At 67.6% G+C, this 18,403-nt stretch carries 17 protein-coding genes; 14 read left to right on the top strand and 3 right to left on the bottom strand.

Going from position 1 to position 18,403, the window contains the following annotated elements; genetic code table 11:
- Positions 1–161 precede the first annotated feature (161 nt).
- The 8 genes from prmB to ABE463_RS18365 all read left to right on the top strand — a co-directional run bounded on the left by prmB (position 162) and on the right by ABE463_RS18365 (position 8,423).
- The gene (prmB, locus tag ABE463_RS18400; protein ID WP_259261424.1) at positions 162–1,091 is read left to right on the top strand and encodes a 50S ribosomal protein L3 N(5)-glutamine methyltransferase; all 930 of its coding nucleotides are present in this window, start codon (positions 162–164) and stop codon (positions 1,089–1,091) included.
- Positions 1,088–2,191: a chorismate synthase gene (aroC, locus tag ABE463_RS18395; protein ID WP_346469124.1), complete on the top strand. Its 1,104-nt coding sequence runs from the start codon at positions 1,088–1,090 to the stop codon at positions 2,189–2,191. Before prmB ends, aroC begins: the two co-directional genes overlap by 4 nt.
- Entirely contained in the window at positions 2,184–3,239 is a 1,056-nt protein-coding gene (locus tag ABE463_RS18390) for a D-glycerate dehydrogenase (protein ID WP_346469123.1), read from the top strand. Before aroC ends, ABE463_RS18390 begins: the two co-directional genes overlap by 8 nt.
- A gap of 161 nt (positions 3,240–3,400) precedes the next feature.
- The gene (locus ABE463_RS18385) at positions 3,401–4,426 is read left to right on the top strand and encodes an aspartate-semialdehyde dehydrogenase (protein ID WP_346469122.1); all 1,026 of its coding nucleotides are present in this window, start codon (positions 3,401–3,403) and stop codon (positions 4,424–4,426) included.
- 88 nt (positions 4,427–4,514) lie between these two features.
- Positions 4,515–6,566: a FimV/HubP family polar landmark protein gene (locus ABE463_RS18380; RefSeq protein ID WP_346469121.1), complete on the top strand. Its 2,052-nt coding sequence runs from the start codon at positions 4,515–4,517 to the stop codon at positions 6,564–6,566.
- A complete protein-coding gene (locus ABE463_RS18375; RefSeq protein WP_259261429.1) occupies positions 6,563–6,946 on the top strand; it encodes a VOC family protein in 384 nt (127 codons plus the stop codon). Before ABE463_RS18380 ends, ABE463_RS18375 begins: the two co-directional genes overlap by 4 nt.
- 50 nt (positions 6,947–6,996) lie before the next feature.
- On the top strand, positions 6,997–7,770 hold the full coding sequence (truA, locus tag ABE463_RS18370; RefSeq protein ID WP_346469120.1) for a tRNA pseudouridine(38-40) synthase TruA: 774 nt from the start codon (positions 6,997–6,999) through the stop codon (positions 7,768–7,770).
- Positions 7,767–8,423: a phosphoribosylanthranilate isomerase gene (locus ABE463_RS18365; protein ID WP_088433287.1), complete on the top strand. Its 657-nt coding sequence runs from the start codon at positions 7,767–7,769 to the stop codon at positions 8,421–8,423. Before truA ends, ABE463_RS18365 begins: the two co-directional genes overlap by 4 nt.
- A gap of 75 nt (positions 8,424–8,498) precedes the next feature.
- Here ABE463_RS18365 and ABE463_RS18360 read toward each other — a convergent pair whose 3' ends face one another.
- Positions 8,499–9,389 carry a LysR family transcriptional regulator gene (locus tag ABE463_RS18360; RefSeq protein WP_346469118.1) on the bottom strand — a complete coding sequence of 297 codons (891 nt, stop codon included), beginning with the start codon at positions 9,387–9,389 and terminating at the stop codon, positions 8,499–8,501.
- Positions 9,390–9,484: 95 nt separating this feature from the next.
- Here ABE463_RS18360 and trpB point away from each other — a divergent pair, with 95 nt between their 5' ends.
- The 5 genes from trpB to glmM all read left to right on the top strand — a co-directional run bounded on the left by trpB (position 9,485) and on the right by glmM (position 14,595).
- Positions 9,485–10,711, top strand: a complete 1,227-nt coding sequence (gene trpB, locus ABE463_RS18355; protein ID WP_121038450.1) for a tryptophan synthase subunit beta — start codon at positions 9,485–9,487, stop codon at positions 10,709–10,711.
- Complete coding sequence (locus ABE463_RS18350) at positions 10,708–11,406, top strand: hypothetical protein (RefSeq protein ID WP_346469117.1); 699 nt, start codon at positions 10,708–10,710, stop codon at positions 11,404–11,406. Before trpB ends, ABE463_RS18350 begins: the two co-directional genes overlap by 4 nt.
- A gap of 1 nt (position 11,407) precedes the next feature.
- Positions 11,408–12,220: a tryptophan synthase subunit alpha gene (gene trpA / locus ABE463_RS18345; RefSeq protein ID WP_259261432.1), complete on the top strand. Its 813-nt coding sequence runs from the start codon at positions 11,408–11,410 to the stop codon at positions 12,218–12,220.
- A gap of 138 nt (positions 12,221–12,358) precedes the next feature.
- Entirely contained in the window at positions 12,359–13,243 is an 885-nt protein-coding gene (gene accD / locus ABE463_RS18340) for an acetyl-CoA carboxylase, carboxyltransferase subunit beta (protein WP_019182669.1), read from the top strand.
- Positions 13,243–14,595 (top strand): phosphoglucosamine mutase, encoded by a 1,353-nt coding sequence (glmM, locus tag ABE463_RS18335; protein ID WP_346469116.1) that lies wholly within the window; start codon positions 13,243–13,245, stop codon positions 14,593–14,595. Before accD ends, glmM begins: the two co-directional genes overlap by 1 nt.
- A 72-nt stretch (positions 14,596–14,667) precedes the next feature.
- Here the strand turns inward: glmM and ABE463_RS18330 are convergent, their stop codons facing one another.
- Together ABE463_RS18330 and ABE463_RS18325 are read right to left on the bottom strand one after the other, a co-directional pair.
- Positions 14,668–15,522 carry a polysaccharide deacetylase family protein gene (locus tag ABE463_RS18330; protein ID WP_346469115.1) on the bottom strand — a complete coding sequence of 285 codons (855 nt, stop codon included), beginning with the start codon at positions 15,520–15,522 and terminating at the stop codon, positions 14,668–14,670.
- Positions 15,509–16,660, bottom strand: a complete 1,152-nt coding sequence (locus ABE463_RS18325; protein ID WP_346469114.1) for a glycosyltransferase family 4 protein — start codon at positions 16,658–16,660, stop codon at positions 15,509–15,511. Before ABE463_RS18325 ends, ABE463_RS18330 begins: the two co-directional genes overlap by 14 nt.
- A 393-nt stretch (positions 16,661–17,053) precedes the next feature.
- Here ABE463_RS18325 and ABE463_RS18320 point away from each other — a divergent pair, with 393 nt between their 5' ends.
- A complete protein-coding gene (locus ABE463_RS18320) occupies positions 17,054–17,989 on the top strand; it encodes a 2-oxoglutarate and iron-dependent oxygenase domain-containing protein (RefSeq protein ID WP_259261436.1) in 936 nt (311 codons plus the stop codon).
- Positions 17,990–18,403: the final 414 nt, after the last annotated feature.

Here is an 18,403-nt window from a genome sequence, read left to right as displayed (position 1 = left end):
CCAGCCCACGGACTGGCAACCGCCGCATTGGCTTGTGTCTTGATCCTCGCCGTGGCCGTGGCCGTGGCCCTGGCTCCGGCTCCGGCTCGTTTCGACTGCAACGGATGCCCAGGCCCGCCCCAGCGCCTATAATCGGGGGCCACATTGCCTGTTGCCCCGCCATGACCGCCGAAACGGCCGCCGAACTCCACACGATCATCGACCTGATCCGCTACGGCACCAGCCGTTTCAACGCCGCAGGGCTGACCTTCGGGCACAGCTACGACAACGCCCTGGACGAAGCCACCCAGCTCGTCCTGCACAGCTTGCACCTCCCGCATGACCTCGGCCCCGCCTACGGCCAGGCGCGCCTGCTGCAGGACGAAAAGGTCCGCGTGCTGGAGCTGTTCCAGCGCCGCATCGACGAGCGCATCCCGGCCGCCTACCTCACCGGTGAGGCCTGGTTCGCCGGCCTGAGCTTCAAGAGCGACACGCGTGCCCTGGTGCCGCGCTCGCCGATCGCCGAACTGATCGAGTGCGGCTTCGAACCGTGGCTGGCCGGCCGCGATGTCCATCGCGCCCTCGACCTGTGCACCGGCTCGGGCTGCATCGCCATCGCCATGGGCCACTACTACCCGAACTGGGAAGTGGACGGCGTCGACCTCAGCGACGAAGCACTGTCGCTGGCCGAAGAAAACAAGGAACGCCTGCAGACGTCCAACGTCACCCTGCTCAAGTCCGACCTGTTCAACGGCCTGACCGGGCGTCATTACGATCTGATCGTCACCAATCCCCCGTACGTCACCAACGACGAGACCGATGCCCTGCCGCAGGAATACGCCTACGAGCCGGAAATGGGCCTGCGTGCCGGCGACGACGGCCTGGACCTGGTGCTGAAGATCCTGCGCGACGCCCCGCTGCACCTGAGCGAGGACGGCCTGCTGATCTGTGAAGTGGGCGAGTCCGAGCAGCACCTGTACAAGCTGCTGCCGGAAGTGGATTTCCGCTGGGTCGAGTTCAAGGTCGGCCAGATGGGCATCTTCGCCGTGGAGTGCCGCGAACTGATCGCGCACAGCGCCCGCATCACCGAACTGGCAGCGCAGCGGCCGTGAGTTCCAACAGCTTCGGCAAACTGCTGACCGTCACCACTTTCGGCGAATCGCACGGTCCGGCGATCGGCTGCGTGGTGGACGGCTGTCCGCCGGGGCTGGAGATCAGCGCCGACGAATTCGCCCATGACCTGCAGCGGCGGGCGACCGGCAAGAGCCGGCACACCTCGGCGCGGCGTGAAGCGGATGAGATCGAGATCCTGTCCGGGGTGTACGAGGGCCGCACCACCGGCACCCCGATCGGGCTGCTGATCCGCAATACCGATCAGCGCAGCAAGGATTACAGCAACATCGCCCAGCAGTTCCGCCCGGGCCATGCCGACTACAGCTACTGGCAGAAGTACGGCATCCGCGATCCGCGCGGCGGTGGTCGTTCCTCCGCGCGCGAAACCACCATGCGCGTCGCTGCCGGTGTGATCGCCAAGAAGTGGCTGCTGCAGCGTCATGGCGTCACCGTGCGTGGCTATCTCTCGCAGCTGGGCGAGATCACCCCGACCGGGTTCGACTGGTCGGCGGTCGAAGACAATCCGTTCTTCTGGCCGGTCGCCGATCAGGTGCCTGCGCTGGAGAGCTACATGGATGCGCTGCGCAAGTCCGGTGATTCGGTCGGTGCGCGCGTCAACGTGGTGGCTGACGGCGTACCGCCGGGCTGGGGCGAGCCGATCTACGGCAAGCTCGATGGCGATCTGGCGGCCGCGCTGATGAGCATCAATGCGGTGAAGGGCGTGGAGATCGGCGACGGCTTTGCCAGTGCCGCGCAGAAGGGCACCGAACACCGTGACCTGCTCACCCCGCAGGGGTTTGCCAGCAACCATGCCGGCGGCATTCTCGGTGGCATCTCCACCGGCCAGCAGGTCACCGCCTCGATCGTGCTCAAGCCGACCTCGAGCCTGCGCCTGCCCGGTGCCACGGTGGATGCCCGCGGTGCCTCGGTCGAGGTGATCACCACCGGTCGTCACGATCCGTGCGTGGGCATCCGCGCCACGCCGATCGCCGAGGCGATGATGGCGCTGGTGCTGATGGACCAGGCGCTGCGCCACCGCGCCCAGTGCGGCGATGTCGGCGAGATCACGCCACGTATTCCGGGCACGATCGATGGCTGATCGGCGCCCCAAGGTCTGGGTCAGCCAGCCCCTGTTCGACGATGTCGTCGAACAGCTCGGGCAGCATTTCGACCTGACCATGACCGGCGACGTCACCCGCTATACGCCGCAGACACTGGCCGAACAGCTGGCCCACGTCGACGGCGCGCTGATCACCCTCAACGAACGCATCGGTGCGGCCGAGATCGCCAACGCGCCCCGGCTGCGCGCGATCGCCAACGTCGGTGTGGGTTACAACAACCTGGATATCGACGCGCTCAGCGCCGCCGGCATCCTGGCCAGCAATACCCCGGAAGTGCTGACCGAAACCACGGCCGACCTCGGCTTCGCGCTGCTGATGGCTGCCGCGCGCCGCATCACCGAGTCCGAGCGCTGGCTGCGCGATGGCCAATGGGGGCAATGGTCGTTCCAGACCATGCTCGGTGCGGACATCCACGGCAGCACGCTGGGCATCCTCGGCATGGGCCGCATCGGCCAGGGCATCGCCCGTCGCGGTGCGCACGGCTTCGGCATGCGCGTGCTGTACCACAACCGTTCGCAGCTGCCCGAGGCCACCGAGGCCGAGGTCGGCGCGCAGTATGTGGACCTGGATACGCTGCTGGCGCAGGCCGATCATCTTGTGCTGGTACTGCCGTACAACGCCGCCTCGCACCACATCATCGATGCCGATGCACTGGCGAAGATGAAGCCGACCGCCACGCTGATCAACATCGCCCGCGGCGGCATCGTGGATGAGCTGGCGCTCGCCGATGCACTGGCCAACGGCCGTCTCGCCGCGGCCGGGCTGGACGTCTTCGAAGGTGAGCCGACGGTGCGCCCGGAGCTGCTGGCCCTGCGCAACATCGTGCTGACCCCGCACATCGGCAGCGCCAGCCAGGCCACCCGCCGGGCGATGGTGCAGCTGGCCGTGGACAACCTGACCGCCGCACTGGGGCAGGGCCCGGATGCCGGCCACCCGCCGAGCGCGATCAACGCCGACGCTGTCGCTGCCGTGAAAACCGGCGGCGCGACCGTGGGCGGCAAGAAAATCGGCGACGCAAAACGATAGGGAACCGCGCTGGCCAACAGGCGAGGTTCCCGAACCGGTAGGTACCGACCGATGGTCGGCACATATCTCCAAGGCACGGCAGGTACCGATCGTTGGTCGGTACACATCCCCAACGCACGTTACGTATCGGCCACGGGTCGGTACACCCAACAGAGGTTCTCATGAGCAATCCAGATCGTCGTTTCCACGTCGCCGTCGTCGGTGCCACCGGTGCTGTCGGCGAAACCATGCTGGCCATCCTGGCCGAGCGCAACTTCCCGATCGCCACGCTGAGCCTGCTCGCGTCCTCGCGTTCGGCCGGTGGCGAGATCGAGTACCAGGGCGAGAAGATCAAGGTCCAGGACCTGAGCACCTTCGACCCGAACGGTGTGGACATCGCGCTGTTCTCCGCCGGTGGCAGCGTCTCCAAGGAGTTCGGCCCGAAGTTCGCCGCCGCTGGTGCGGTGGTGATCGACAACTCCTCGGCCTTCCGTTACGACGATGACGTGCCGCTGGTCGTCTCCGAAGTGAACCCGGAAGCGTTGAAGAGCCGCCCACGCGGAATCATCGCCAACCCGAACTGCTCGACCATGCAGATGCTGGTCGCACTCGCGCCGCTGCACCGCCAGTACGGCATCGAGCGCATCAACGTGGCGACCTACCAGTCGGTGTCCGGCGGCGGTCGCTCGGCGCTGGAAGAACTCGGCAAGCAGACCGGCCAGCTGCTCAGCTTCCAGGAAATCGATCCGCAGCGCTTCCCGGTGCAGATCGCGTTCAACCTGATCCCGCACATCGATGATTTCCTGGAGAACGGCTTCACCAAGGAAGAAATGAAGCTGGTCTGGGAAACGCGCAAGATTCTCGGCGATGACAGCATCCTGGTGAACCCGACCGCCGTGCGCGTGCCGGTGTTCTATGGTCACTCCGAGGCGGTCACCATCGAAACCCGCGACAAGGTCACCCCGGATGCCGCGCGTGAGCTGCTGGCACGTTCGCCGGGCGTGGAAGTGGTGGACAAGCACGAGGCCGGTGGTTATCCGACCCCGGTCACCCATGCCTCGGGCACCGATGCGGTGTACGTCGGCCGCATCCGCGAGGATCTGTCGCACCCGCGTGGCCTGAACCTGTGGATCGTCTCGGACAACATCCGCAAGGGCGCCGCCCTCAATGCCGTGCAGTTGGCCGAGCTGGTCGCCGCCGAAGGCTGATCGCGTGGTGGTCGGCGGCATGGGGATGGCGCCGACCACCCGCATCGAAACATCGCCGATCACGGGGGGAGCCGTTATATTGGCCGCCATGAAGAACCGGGTTCCGGGCGCAGTGCGTCCGCTCAAGTATGTGTCGACGCTGCTGCTGGCCCTGGCCAGCAGTTCCGCCATGGCCCTGGGCCTGGGCGATATCCGGGTGCTGTCCAAGCCGGGCCAGCCGTTGCTGGCCGAGATTCCGGTCATTTCCGCCGATCCGTCCGAGCTGGAGAACCTGCGCGTCGCGCTGGCTTCCCCGGCGACCTTCGCACGGGTCGGGCTGGAGCCGCCGTCCGGGCTGGTCAGCGAGCTGCAGTTTGAGTTGACCCGTAATGCGCAGGGCCGCGCCGTGGTGCGCGTCAGCAGCCAGGCGCCGGTGGCGACGCCGTCGTTGAATTTCCTGATCGAAGCCGATTGGGGGCAGGGCCGTCTGGTCCGTGAATATTCCGCCCTGGTGGATGCGCCCAACAGCGCCGCTGCCGTGGCCGAGCCGGAGATCGTCGCCCCGGCGGGCGCGATGTCCAACGCCATCATCCGTGAGCCTGCGCCGGAGGCGGCAGCCGTCGCTGCGCCGCCGCGCCGTGCTGAACCCGCCGCCGCACCCCGGCCGGCCGCGCCGAGGGCTGCACAGGCCGCCCCGGCCGCGCCCGTCGCCGCCGATGGCAGCGTCACCGTCCAGCGCGGACAGACGCTCTCGCAGATCGCCGGTTCGCTGGCGCGCGAGCAGGGCATCAACCGCGACCAGGCGATGATCGCGCTGCTGCGGGCCAATCCCGAGGCCTTCATCCGTGGCAACGTGAACCTGCTCAAGCAGGGTGCGGTGCTGCGCACGCCGGGCGCCGATGGGCTTGCCCAGATCGATGCACAACAGGCTGCGGCGATCGTGCGCGAGCACACCGCGCAATGGCGGCAGTCGCGCGCTGCGATCCCGCAGCCCGCCGACAGCGGGGTGGCCGCCGCGCCGTCTCCGGCCCCGGCCGCACCGACCGCCGCTGGCCAGGGCGCACGCCTGGAAATCGCGCCGGCCGTCGCCGCCGCCGGCACCACCGCAGGCACAACCACCGGCACCGCTGCCGGCACCGAGGGCGACATGCTGGGTAACGAACAACTGCGACAGGCCAAGGAAGACGTGGCCACGCGCGATGCCGAGATCCAGGAACTGCGCGAGCGCGTGGCCGAGCTGGAAAAGCTCAAGGCCCAGCAGCAGTCGCTGATCACGATGAAGGACAACGACCTGGCCGCTGCGCAACAGCGACTGGAGCAGGCACCCGGCACGCGTGACAGCGCCGGCGGTGGCTGGTACTGGCTCGGCCTGGTCGTATTGCTGCTGGTGGTGGGTGGTTGGGCGCTGGTGCGGCGGCGCAAGCCATCGCCGCTGCCGCCGCTGTCACGCGATGGGCTCGACGGTGCCTCGCTGGCGGCTGCCGTGCCAGCCACGGAGGATGTGGATGAACTGGCTGCGCAACGCGATGACGCACACCGCGCACCCGACGAAGAGGCCATTGCAGAGGCCGACGTCTATGCCGGGCTGCGCCGCGAGCCGGTCTTCTCGCTGGCGTCATCCACGCACGACGCCGATCCGCATGATGCCCTCGACGATCCTCGCTGGAGTGCGACCGCGACGGACGAAGCGCCGGTGTTGCCCGAGGTAGAGGCGACGGCGGCGTCTGCGTACAGCATCGAGGCCGACGCCCAGCATGTGAACGTGGACGATGCGCTGTTCCGCGAGCCGACGCCGCTGATCGAGCCGCCAGCGCATGCGCTGGAAGCTGCCGCGCAGCCGTCGTTCCGCGGTGTGTTCGAATTCCCTGATGAAACCGCGACTGCCGAACGTCCGGCAGTCGAAAGCGATGACACCCTCGCGGCCGACGCTGAGCCGGTGATGGCCGCCCATGACGACATCCCTGACGGTGCCGATCCGGTCGCCGACAACGCCCCGGTCGCGCCGATCGGCAGCCCCGGTCGTGATCGACTGGAACTGGCCATCGCCTACCTGGACCTTGGCGATGCCGAGACTGCCCGCACCCTGCTGCAGGAAGTCGCCGTGGGCGCCGACCCGCACAGCCAGGCCGAAGCGCGCGAACTGCTGGCGCGACTGGGATGAGCGACGCCCGCCCGGTAGCAGTGCGGGAACGCCGTCTGGACTACGTTGAGTTCGCCTCGCGTGATCCTGCCGCCAGTCGCCGTTTCTTCGAGCAGGTGTTCGGCTGGTCGTTCGTGGATTACGGCCCCGATTACACCGCCTTCGACGACGGCCGCTTCCAGGGCGGTTTTTTCCGGGCGGAGCCGCAGACCGCTTCGGCCGGTGGCGCGCCGCTGCTGGTGATCTACGCCGATGATCTGCAGCCCATGCTCAACGCCGTGCTGGCCCAGGGCGGACAGATCATCAAACCGGTGTTTGCCTTCCCCGGCGGCAGCCGGTTCCAGTTCGTGGAACCGGGCGGCAACGAGCTGGCCGTCTGGTCCGAACGCGACGCTGCGTGATGCAACACCCGGCGCCTGCGCCGGTTTTCCCGAAAACACAGAGGTTCACCATGCGCTACGCACTGGGCGTGGAATACGACGGCAGCGAATTCAAAGGCTGGCAGCAGCTCGGTGAGAGCGGCTGCCCAAGCGTGCAGGCCAGCCTGCAGGATGCGCTGTCCTCGGTGGCCAATGCGCCGATCCAGGTCGTGTGTGCGGGACGTACCGATGCCGGGGTGCACGGTGAATGCCAGGTCGTGCATTTCGATACCGATGTCGTGCGTGATCCGCGCAGCTGGATGCTGGGCACCACCACGCGCCTGCCGCGCTCCATCGCTGTGCGCTGGTGCGTACCGGTGGCCGACGAGTTCCATGCGCGCTTCGCCGCGCGCGCGCGCCGCTACCGCTACCGCCTGCTCAACCGCCAGGTCCGCCCGGCACTCTATCGGCAGACCCTGAGCTGGGAGCGCAGACCGCTGGATGCCGAGCTGATGCACGCGGCCGGTCAGGCCCTGTTGGGTGAGAACGACTTCAGCGCCTTCCGCAGCGTGCAGTGCGAGGCCCTGCACGCGCGCCGGCACATGCAGTCGCTCTCGGTGAACCGTCAGGGCGAGGTCGTGGAGGTCGCCGTTCAGGCCAATGCATTCCTTCATCACATGGTGCGCAATATCGTCGGTTCATTGATCCTGGTCGGTTGTGGTGAGCAGCCGGTCGCGTGGATGGGGCAACTGCTGGCCGGGCGCGACCGCACCGTGGCCGGCCCGACTGCCCCGCCGCAGGGATTGGTCTTCGTTGGTCCCCTGTACCCCGACAACTGGCAGCTGCCTGCCGAGGTCACCTTATGAGCCGCTCCTTCTACCGCACCCGTATCAAGTTCTGCGGCATGACCCGTGCCGGCGATGTGCGCCTGGCCGGCGAGCTCGGCGTGGACGCGGTCGGTTTCATCTTCGCCCGCGAGAGCAAACGCCGGGTTGCGCCGGCGGAGGCGCGCGCCATGCGCCAGGCAATCGCCCCGATGGTCGACGTGGTCGCCCTGTTCCGCGACAACACCAAGGAAGAGGTGCGCGAAGTGCTGCGCACCGTGCGGCCGACCCTGCTGCAGTTCCACGGTGACGAAGACGAATCGTTCTGCCGCAGCTTCAACATGCCGTACCTCAAGGCCGTGGCGATGGGCGGCAAGGACGAGGTCAATGCCCGCCAGCTGCAACTGCGTTATCCCAGCGCGGCCGGCTTCCTGTTCGACAGCCACGCCCCCGGTGGCGGCGGTGGCACCGGCGTCGCCTTCGACTGGACCCGCCTGCCGACCGGCCTGCATCGTCCGTTCCTGCTCGCTGGCGGGATCACCCCGGACAACGTGTTCGACGCGATCGTGGCCACGCTGCCGTGGGGTGTGGATGTGTCCAGTGGCATCGAATCCGAACCGGGCATCAAGGACGGCTACAAGATGCGCAAGTTCGTCGAAGAAGTGCGTCGCGCGGACTGCCACGAAGCGGATTGATCAGCCTGCCTTGTGCGGGTCGCCCAGCACCCGGTAGTGCCGGCCGCTGGCCAGCAGCCTGATACACCCGCGCACTCACCCCTTCAGCTGCTCCTGCAGCCACCCGGCCAGCGCATCCACCCGCGGATCGGCCGCACCGTCCGGCGTTGCCAGTACCCAGAACCCCCCGGTCGCGCCGAATCCCCAGGGTGCCAGCAGCCGGCCGGCGGCCAGCTCATCGGCCACGAGCGGCTCTGGCGCGATCGCCACGCCCAGTCCGGCGACCGCCGCTTCCAGCAGGTAATACAGATGCTCGAAGCCACTGCCCAGTTGCAGCTGTGCCGGCTCCAGCCCATGCGACAGGGCCCAGGCCGGCCACGCCTGCGGACGTGAGGTCGTATGCAGCAGCGATTCGCCCAACAAGGAGGAGGGCGGCTGATGCGCCAGCCGCACCGCGGCCGGGTGCTGCGGACTCACCACCACGCCCACCCGCTCCGGCGCCAGTTCGCGCACCTGCCAACCGCGTGGCCACGGCGGCTGAGCGAGCAGCAGGACCGCATCCAGGCCCTGCTGCTCGGCGGTGAAGCTCCCGTCCTGGGCGGACCAATGCAGCGGCAGCTGGGGCAGGGCGCTCTGCAGCGCCTGCAGGCGGGGAATCATCCAGCGCGCCAGGATGCTGCCGCTGCAGCCGAGCACCAACGCTTCGGGCCGCTGTTGGCGCTTGAGCGCCACCACCGCCTCGCGGATCTGGTCGAAGGCACCTTCGCAGGCGGCCTGCAGATCCTCGCCGGCGCGGGTCAGGCGCAGCCCACGCCCTTCGCGCTGGAACAGCACGACGCCGAGGTGTTCCTCCAGCAGGCGCAGTTGGCGGCTGATCGCGCCATGGGTGACATGCAGTGCCTCGGCGGCACGTCCAACCCCGCCCAGCCGGGCGGCCGCTTCAAAGCTGCGCAGGGCATTGAGCGGGGGCAACGGTCCGTCGGTCATGTGAGTTTTCCTGACAGGTCGTGGGAGATATTATCGATATTCCTGTCATGACAGGTGCGTTAAATTGTCAGCCTGTCTCCACCGGCTGTCGCGCTATGTCTGCTTCCCCCGTCTCCCCCATCGTCGATTTCCATGCCTACCCCGATGCCAACGGCCATTTCGGCCGCTACGGCGGGAGTTTCGTCGCCGAGACCCTGATCGGGCCGTTGCAGGAGCTGGCTGCCGCCTATGACCAAGCGCGTCGTGATCCGGCCTTCATCGCCGCCTACGACAAGGACCTGACCCACTACGTGGGCCGTCCCAGCCCGATTTACCATGCCGAGCGCCTCAGCCAGCAGGTCGGCGGCGCGCAGATCCTGCTCAAGCGTGAGGACCTGAACCACACCGGCGCGCACAAGATCAACAACACGATCGGCCAGGCGCTGCTCGCTGCTCGGATGGGCAAGACGCGCATCATCGCCGAGACCGGCGCCGGCCAGCACGGCGTGGCCAGCGCCACCGTGGCCGCCCGCCTGGGCCTGGAATGCGTGGTGTACATGGGTGCTACCGACATCGAACGGCAGAAGATCAACGTCTACCGCATGAAGCTGCTCGGGGCGACGGTGGTGCCGGTCACCTCCGGCTCGGCCACGCTCAAAGATGCACTCAACGAAGCGATGCGCGACTGGGTGACCAACGTGCGCGACACCTTCTACATCATCGGCACCGTCGCCGGCCCGGACCCGTATCCGCGCATGGTGCGTGACTTCAACGCCATCGTCGGCCGCGAAGCACGCGCGCAGATGCTGACCGACTACGGCCGCCTGCCCGATGCGATCACCGCCTGCGTCGGTGGCGGCAGCAACGCAATCGGTCTGTTCCATGCCTTCCTCAACGACCGTGACGTGCGCATCGTCGGCGCCGAAGCGGCCGGCGACGGCATCGAGACCGGGCGCCATGCTGCCTCCATCGCGGCGGGTCGCCCGGGCGTGCTGCACGGCAACCGCACCTATGTGATCTGCGACGACGACGGCCAGATCACCGAAACCCATTCGGTCTCGGCCGGCCTGGATTACCCGGGCGTCGGCCCGGAGCACGCGTTCCTGGCCGATGCCGGCCGCGCCGAGTACGTCGGCATCACCGATGACGAAGCGCTGGCCGCGTTCCACCAACTCGCGCATAGCGAAGGCATCCTGGCCGCGCTGGAGTCCAGCCATGCGGTGGCCCAGGCGATCAAGATCGCGCGCGATCTGCCGCGCGACAAGCTGGTGCTGTGCAACCTGTCCGGCCGTGGCGACAAAGACGTGCACACCATCGCTGCCCGGGAGGGTCTGGTGCTGTGAATCCGCTGCTGCGCCAGGGAGGTGCGCTGCTGATGGTGGTCGGTCTGACCGGTTGCGCGCCGCCGGATCCGCCGGTGTTGCCGGCCCCTGCCGCGCCTGTGGGCGAGGTGGCACCGGCGCGGGAGCTGGCGAGCAATGACGATGACATCGCCAACCGCCCGATCGAGGACGCGCCGGAAACGCCCAAGGCTGCTGATCCGCCCGCTGCGGATGACACTGCGCCGTCGGTGGTCTCGGTCGCGCTGGATCACGCCGGCGATGTGCTCATCGGGCAGCGCTTCACCGAGCTCGCCGCCGATGGCCCGTGGCATTCGGCCGGCCTGAGCGAAGGCGAGCCCAACGGCGCCTGCGAGTACTACGAGCGTGGCAACCTGCCCGAAGGCGTGTCGATGATGGTCGAGGACGACCACGTGCAGCGCTTCGAGCTGGCCCCGATCGAGGAGTCCTACGAGGCCATCACCCAGCCGGGGCCGTTCGGGCTGCGCCTGGGCATGACGTTGGATGAAGCGCTCAAGCGCCTGCCGACCGGCAGCACCCGCGCGCCGCATGCCTATGACCCGGAAACGGGCGAATACCTGACCTGGCAGGACCCCGGTTCGGATCTGGCGATCCGGCTGGAGATCTTCGACGGGGTGATATCGAAGCTGTACTGGGGCGCCAGTGGCGCCGTTGAACTGATTGAAGGATGTGCCTGAGATGTCCGTGGACCGTATCGATGCCTGTTTTGCCCGCCTGCGCGATGAACGTCGCAAGGCGCTGATTCCCTTCATCACCGCCGGCGATCCGGGCCTGGAAGCCACCGTGCCGGTCATGCATGCACTGGCCGCGGCCGGTGCGGACGTGATCGAGCTCGGGGTGCCGTTCTCCGACCCGATGGCCGACGGCCCGACCATCCAGCGCAGCTCCGAGCGTGCGCTGGCGCGTGGGGCAGGGCTGCGCTATGTGCTGGAGACTGTCGCCGCCTTCCGCAAGGACGATGCCACCACGCCGGTGGTGCTGATGGGCTATCTCAACCCGATCGAGATCCACGGTACGGAACGCTTCGCGCAGTCGGCCATTGCCGCCGGCGTGGACGGCATCCTGCTGGTGGATCTGCCGCCGGAAGAAGCGGCCGAAACCCGGGAGATCTTCACCGCGGCCGGCCTGGCGCTGATCCTGTTGGCCTCGCCGACGACCGCTGATGCGCGCCTGGATGCGCTGTCCGCGATGGCCCAGGGCTACCTGTATTACGTCAGTTTCGCCGGCGTGACCGGCGCGTCCGATCGCCTGGACAGCAGCGCCGCCAGTGCCCGCCTGCGCGACCTGCGCCGCCGCTCCAGCGTACCGGTGGTGGCCGGCTTCGGGATCAAGGATGCGGCCAGTGCCGCGGCCATGGCCGTGGAGGCCGATGGCGTGGTGGTGGGCAGTGCGCTGGTGGCTGCACTGGGTGAGGCGCCCGACGCGGCGGCCGCTGCAGCAACCGCGCAGGCTTTCCTCACGCCGCTGCGACACGCGCTCGACGCCGCCTGAAGCTCCTAAACGTACGTACCAGAATGGTTTACGCCAGCCCCCCGGCAACCGCCGGGGGGTGCCCGAGCATGGAAACGGTGAGCTAGACTGTCCGCCTTTGCGGCCCCCGGGCCGCCCTGAACGGAAGTAGCATCCCGCATGAGTTGGCTCAGCAAGTTGATGCCGTCTGGCATCCGCACCGACAACGTCCCCAGCAAGAAGCGCAGCGTCCCCGAGGGCCTGTGGGAGAAGTGCAGCAGCTGCGGCAGCGCGCTCTACCGTCCTGAGCTGGAAGAGAACCTGGAAGTCTGCCCCAAGTGTGGCCACCACATGGCCATCCGCGCGCGTGCGCGCCTGGCCGCGCTGTTCGATGCGGACAGCACCACCGAGATCGGTGCGCGCCTGGGGCCGACGGACCTGCTCAAGTTCAAGGACCAGAAGAAGTACAGCGAGCGCATCAAGGCCTCGCAGAAGAACACCGGCGAGTACGACGCACTGATCGCCATGCAGGGCCTGATGAAGGGCCGCCCGCTGGTCGCCTCGGCCTTCGATTTCGCCTTCATGGGCGGCTCGATGGGCTCGGTGGTCGGTGAGCGTTTCTCGCTGGCCGCGGAAAAGGCGCTGGAGATCGGTGCGCCCTACGTGTGCTTCTCCGCCAGCGGCGGCGCGCGCATGCAGGAAGGCCTGTTCTCGCTGATGCAGATGGCCAAGACCTCGGCCGCGCTGGGTCGCCTGCGTGATGCCGGCCTGCCGTACATCTCGGTGCTCACCCACCCGACCACCGGTGGCGTGTCGGCCTCGTTCGCGATGCTGGGCGATATCAACATCGCCGAGCCGCAGGCGCTGATCGGCTTCGCCGGCCCGCGCGTCATCGAGCAGACCGTGCGCGAAAAGCTGCCCGAAGGCTTCCAGCGCTCGGAGTTCCTGCTCGAGCACGGTGCGATCGATCAGATCTGCGACCGCCGCGAAATGCGCGATCGCCTGTCCGAGATCCTGGCCATGCTGGCACGCCAGCCTGCGCCGGCACCGGACGCGGCGGCCTGATGGCGTCGCGCAAGTATTTCGGCACCGACGGCATCCGCGGCAAGGTCGGTGAGGGCGTCATCTCCGCCGATTTCGTGTTGCGCCTGGGCAATGCGCTCGGGCGTGCGCTGACCGAGCGCAACGGGCACCGCCCGGTGGTGGTGATCGGCAAGGACACCCGTATCTCCGGCTACATGTTCGAAGCCGCACTGGAAGCCGGGCTGGTCGCCGCCGGTGCCGATGTGCAGCTGCTCGGCCCGATGCCGACGCCGGCGGTGGCTTTCCTCACCCGCACCCTCGGTGCGGATGCGGGCATCGTCATCAGCGCCTCGCACAACCCGCACTACGACAACGGCATCAAGTTCTTCTCCGCCGACGGCGAGAAGCTCGATGACGCCACCGAGCTGGCGCTGGAAGCCGCGCTCGATGCGCCCTTCACCACGGTCGAGTCCGAGCGGCTGGGCAAGGCCATGCGTGCCCGCGATGCGGTCGGTCGCTACATCGAATTCTGCAAGGCCAGCGTGCCGCGCGGGTTCGATCTGCGTGGGCTGAAGATCGTGCTCGACTGCGCGCACGGCGCCACCTACCACGTCGCCCCGCTGCTGTTCCGCGAGATGGGCGCGGAGGTGATCAGCATCGGCGATGCGCCCAACGGTCTGAACATCAACGATGGCGTCGGCTCGATGCACATCGACAATCTCGCGGCGAAAGTGCGCGAGGTCGGCGCCGATTTCGGTATCGCCTTCGACGGCGATGGCGACCGCGTGCTGATGGCCGATGACCAGGGCAATCCGGTCGATGGCGATGACCTGCTGTTCGTGCTGGCCCAGGCCTGGCAGCGCAGCGGTCGCCTGCATGGCCCGGTGGTCGGTACGCTGATGACCAACTTCGGCCTGGAGCAGGCACTGGAACGGCTGAACATTCCGTTCCAGCGCAGCAACGTTGGTGACCGCTACGTGCATCAGGCCCTGGTGGAAAACAATGGCGTGCTCGGCGGCGAAGCCTCCGGTCACCTGTTGTGTCTGGATCGCGCCACCACCGGTGATGCGATCGTCAGCGCGCTGCAGGTGCTGGAAGTGCTGCGCCGTGATGGCACCTCCCTGCGCCAGGTGCTGTCGGTGCTCAACAAGGTGCCGCAGAAGACCGTCAACGTGCGTTTGCAGGGCGCGGCCAAGGCGACCGTGCAGGCCGAGAGCGTGCAGGCCGCGCTGGCGGCTGCGCAGCACGCAGTGAAGGGGCGTGGGCGTGCGTTCCTGCGCCCGTCGGGCACAGAGCCGGTGGTGCGCGTCACCGTCGAGGCCGACAGTGCCGAGCTGATGCAGTCCACGCTGGACAGCCTCTCGGCAGCGGTGAAGACAGCTGCCTCGGCCTGAGCCGGGCAGCGATGCCGGAAACTGAAAACGCCCCGGGAGACCGGGGCGTTTTCGTTGCAGCGCGGTGGCGCGTTACGGCCCCGCCACCATCTTCTTTTTCTTCGCCTTGAAGCGGTTGAACAGGGGGGAGATTAACGGGTGGTAACTGTAGGCGATGCGCTTGCGCAGCCAGCTCGCCGGCCGGTTGCGGATCGCGAACCGGTAGATGTGTCCCGGATCGCCGCCGACCACGTTGCGGCCGAACGGATGGGTGGTATGCAGGTAGTTGAAGCCCTGCGCCCGTGCGATCTGCACGTAGTCCTCGTCGAAATCGCCGTACGGCCAGCACAGCGTGTCCGAGACCGCGCCCAACTGCTGCTGCAGCACGTCGCGTGCCACCGAGAGGTCGCCGCTGATGCCCTGGCGCTTGTGCTCGCGGGAGATATCCTGCTTGAGCCAGCGCGTGTGCGTGTGGGTGTGGCAGTGCACCTCGAACGTGCCGGCCGCGATCATTTCGCGCGCTTCGCTCCAGCGCATCATCACCTCGTCCGGGCGGTTTTCGCGCAGGATCGCGGCCTCGCAGCCGCGATGGTCCGGCGTTGCGGGCAGGGTGGCGCCGGCCTGACCGGCATGCGGGCGGACATCGCCTTCGCCCATCCAGCCGGTGACCACGAACACCACCGCGTGCATGCCGTACTTGGCCAGGATCGGGTGCGCGTACACCCAGTTGTCCAGATAGCCGTCATCGAAGGTGATCACGATCGATTTGGCGGGGGTCGGCTTGCCGGCGAGGAAGTCGGCGTACTGGTCCAGCGTCAGCGATGTCCAGCCGTTGGCCGCCAGCCAGGCGATCTGGCTTTCAAAATTCTCCGGCGAGACCGTGATCATTCCCGGGGACGGGGACACATGGTGGTGCATCAGCACCGGGACGGATCTAGCGTTGGCCATGGCCCAGTTCCTTCAACCACTGGTGGTAATAGTGTTCGGTCGCTTCAGTGTGACCGGTCGGAGTGAAACGATGTGCGCTGCGCATCCATTCCCACCCCGCCAGGCCCATCTGCTGGCGGCGGTCGGGCTGTTCGATCAGGGTGCGCAGTGCGCCGGTCAGCGCCGCCTGGTCGCCCAGCGGAGCAAGCAGGGCATTGCTGCCTTCCACCACCATTTCCGGCACGCCACCCACCCGGGTCGCAACGATCGGCACGCCGACATACGCCGCTTCCAGGAACACCGTGCCGGCGGCTTCCTTGTGGGTGGCGAGCGCGAAGATATCGAAGCCGGTCATCAGCCGGCAAGCGCCGTGGCGGTAGCCGAGCAGATGCACCTGCGCGGCAATGCCGAGCTGCTCGCGCAGCGCGATCAGGCGGTCCATTACCGGCTGGCCGTCGCCGACGATCACCAGCTGCACGCGCGGATCGGCGCGGCAAAGCGGCGCCATGGCCTGCAGCAGCTCCAGGTGACCCTTGGGCTCGCGCAGCACGGCGACGCAGCCGACCACGATCTGTTCGTCGTTGAAGCCCAGCTCCGCGCGCACGTCCGCGCGGGTGTCCTGCAGGCACTGCCACGGGTCGCGCTTGGCGATCTGCGACCACTGCGGCGGCACCGCGATCGGCGGGACGATGCCAACGTGCGCATCCTCGATGCCGCGGCTGACCATCAGCTTCTTGACGAAACTGCTCACCGTCATCACCCGATGGGGCAGGCCGGAGTAGGTCAGCAGCGAGTTGATCGGGCTCATCAGGTGGCGCGAGCGGACCACCAGTGGCGTCCCGCCGAGCCGGGCACCGGCGGCGGCGATCAGACTGTCGCGGCGGCTGGTGGTGTTGACCACATCGTAGCCATGGCGGCGTACCAGGCGCGAGACCGACCAGATCCCCCGCAGCATGCGCAGCAGGCCGCCCATTTTCAGCGCGTGGACGGTGAAGCCGGCTTCGCGCGCCATCTCGCCCAGGCGGGCGCCGGGCTGGCAGAGCAGGGAGACCTCGTGGCCGCGGTCGCGCATGGCCAGCATGTGGCGGTAGATGTAGATCTCCTGCCCACCAAATCCCTTGGCGGCTTCCGTGTGGAGAATTTTCAGGGGCGCGTTCATCGTTGGACAATCCATGTGTAAAAAAGCGCCCGCACTACGCGAGCGGCTGTCGTTGTTGCCTGCGGTTTGCGCCAGCGCATCCGATGCGCTGTGCAGTGCCGTGGGTTTGGGGTAGTGCGGACGGCCCGGCACGGTCTCGCCGCTGCCGGCGTGAGTCAGCGCAACGCCATCGGCGATGAGGGGGAGAGCAGGGGCATCCATGAGGCGGACCGGGCGACGCAAGGAGTAATGGGGGCGGCGCCAGGGCGTCGCCGGTGGCCCGTTCTGGCCTTCTGGGCGCGCGCATTGTATCGGTTTGTATCAATGTATCGGTGGCGGGGGTGGCCCGATCTGGCACAATGTTCAGCCGGGCCACAGCTGGCCCACCGACCACATGAACAAGCAGGAATCGCTGTGAGCCAGATCCCCACCCTCGACATCACCCGTTTTGACACCGACCGCGACGCGTTCGTGGCCGAGCTGGGTGCGGCCTACCGCGAATGGGGCTTTGCTGGCATCCGCAACCACGGCATTCCGCAGGCCGATATCGACGCCGCCTATGAGGTCTTCAAGGCCTTTTTCGCCCTGCCGGAAGAGACCAAGCGCCAGTACCACGTGCCCGGTAGCGGCGGCGCGCGCGGCTACACCGCCTTCGGCGTGGAGACGGCCAAGGGCTCGCAGCACTTCGATCTGAAGGAGTTCTGGCACATCGGTCGCGAGATTCCGGACGACTCCAAGTACCGTGACGTGATGGCCCCGAACCTGTGGCCCAGCGAGGTCCCGGGCTTCCGCGAGCGTGGCTATGGCATCTACCAGGCCCTGGATAAACTGGGTTCGCGCGTCCTGTCGGCCCTGGCGCTGCACATCGGCCTGCCGGAAGACTTCTTCGCGGACAAGACCAACAACGGCAACTCGATCCTGCGCCCGATCCATTACCCGCCGATCACTGCCGAGAACATCCCGAACGTGCGCGCCGGTGCCCACGGCGACATCAACTTCATCACGCTGCTGGTCGGCGCCAGCGCGGCCGGCCTGGAAGTGCAGTCGCATGAAGGCAAGTGGGTGCCCTTCACCTCGGACGCGGACACCATCGTGGTCAACATTGGCGACATGCTGCAGCGCCTGACCAACCACGTGTACCCGTCGACGATCCACCGCGTGGTCAATCCCCCGGGCGAGCAGGCCCGCCAGCCGCGGTATTCGGTGCCGTTCTTCCTGCACCCGAACCCGGATTTCCTGATCGACGTGCTGCCGACCTGCATCACCCCGGAAAACCCGAGCCGCTACCCGGAGCCGATCACCGCCCACGGCTTCCTGGAAGAGCGCCTGCGCGAGATCAAGCTGAAGTAAGCGATCCTACCGGAGCAAGAACGAAGGCCGCCGAAAGGCGGCCTTCTTCGTTTCGTGTATTGCCTGCCTCTGGCTGGCTCCAAACATTGCTGCCCTGGTTGCATTGGGCTATTCGCTGCCCCGTGTTGGGCGAGCGCTGCCATGCCCAGCCGGGACGCGCCGTAAACCCGTCCATGGGGGCTCGACGTGCGCCATCCATGGCGCCCGACGGTCCCGGCTGGGCATGGCAGCGCTCGCCCCGACAGATTGCCTCGCCGGAGAGCAGGGCAGATTCAACGCCGACCCACCGCGTCTTAGCCGTCCCATGCAAGCCGACACATTGTCAGAGGGTGGGCGTGGGGGGGGTTGGGGGGCCGGTTTTAGCCAAAAAAGTAGCAAAAAAATCCCCCCAAAAAAGGGTTAAAGCGAGGGAAG

Source organism: Stenotrophomonas sp. TWI819, assembly GCF_039673075.1.
Taxonomy (GTDB): domain Bacteria; phylum Pseudomonadota; class Gammaproteobacteria; order Xanthomonadales; family Xanthomonadaceae; genus Stenotrophomonas; species Stenotrophomonas rhizophila_B.
The sequence above is the reverse complement of the archived record's forward strand: the minus strand, read 5'-3'. Positions and strand labels throughout refer to the sequence as shown.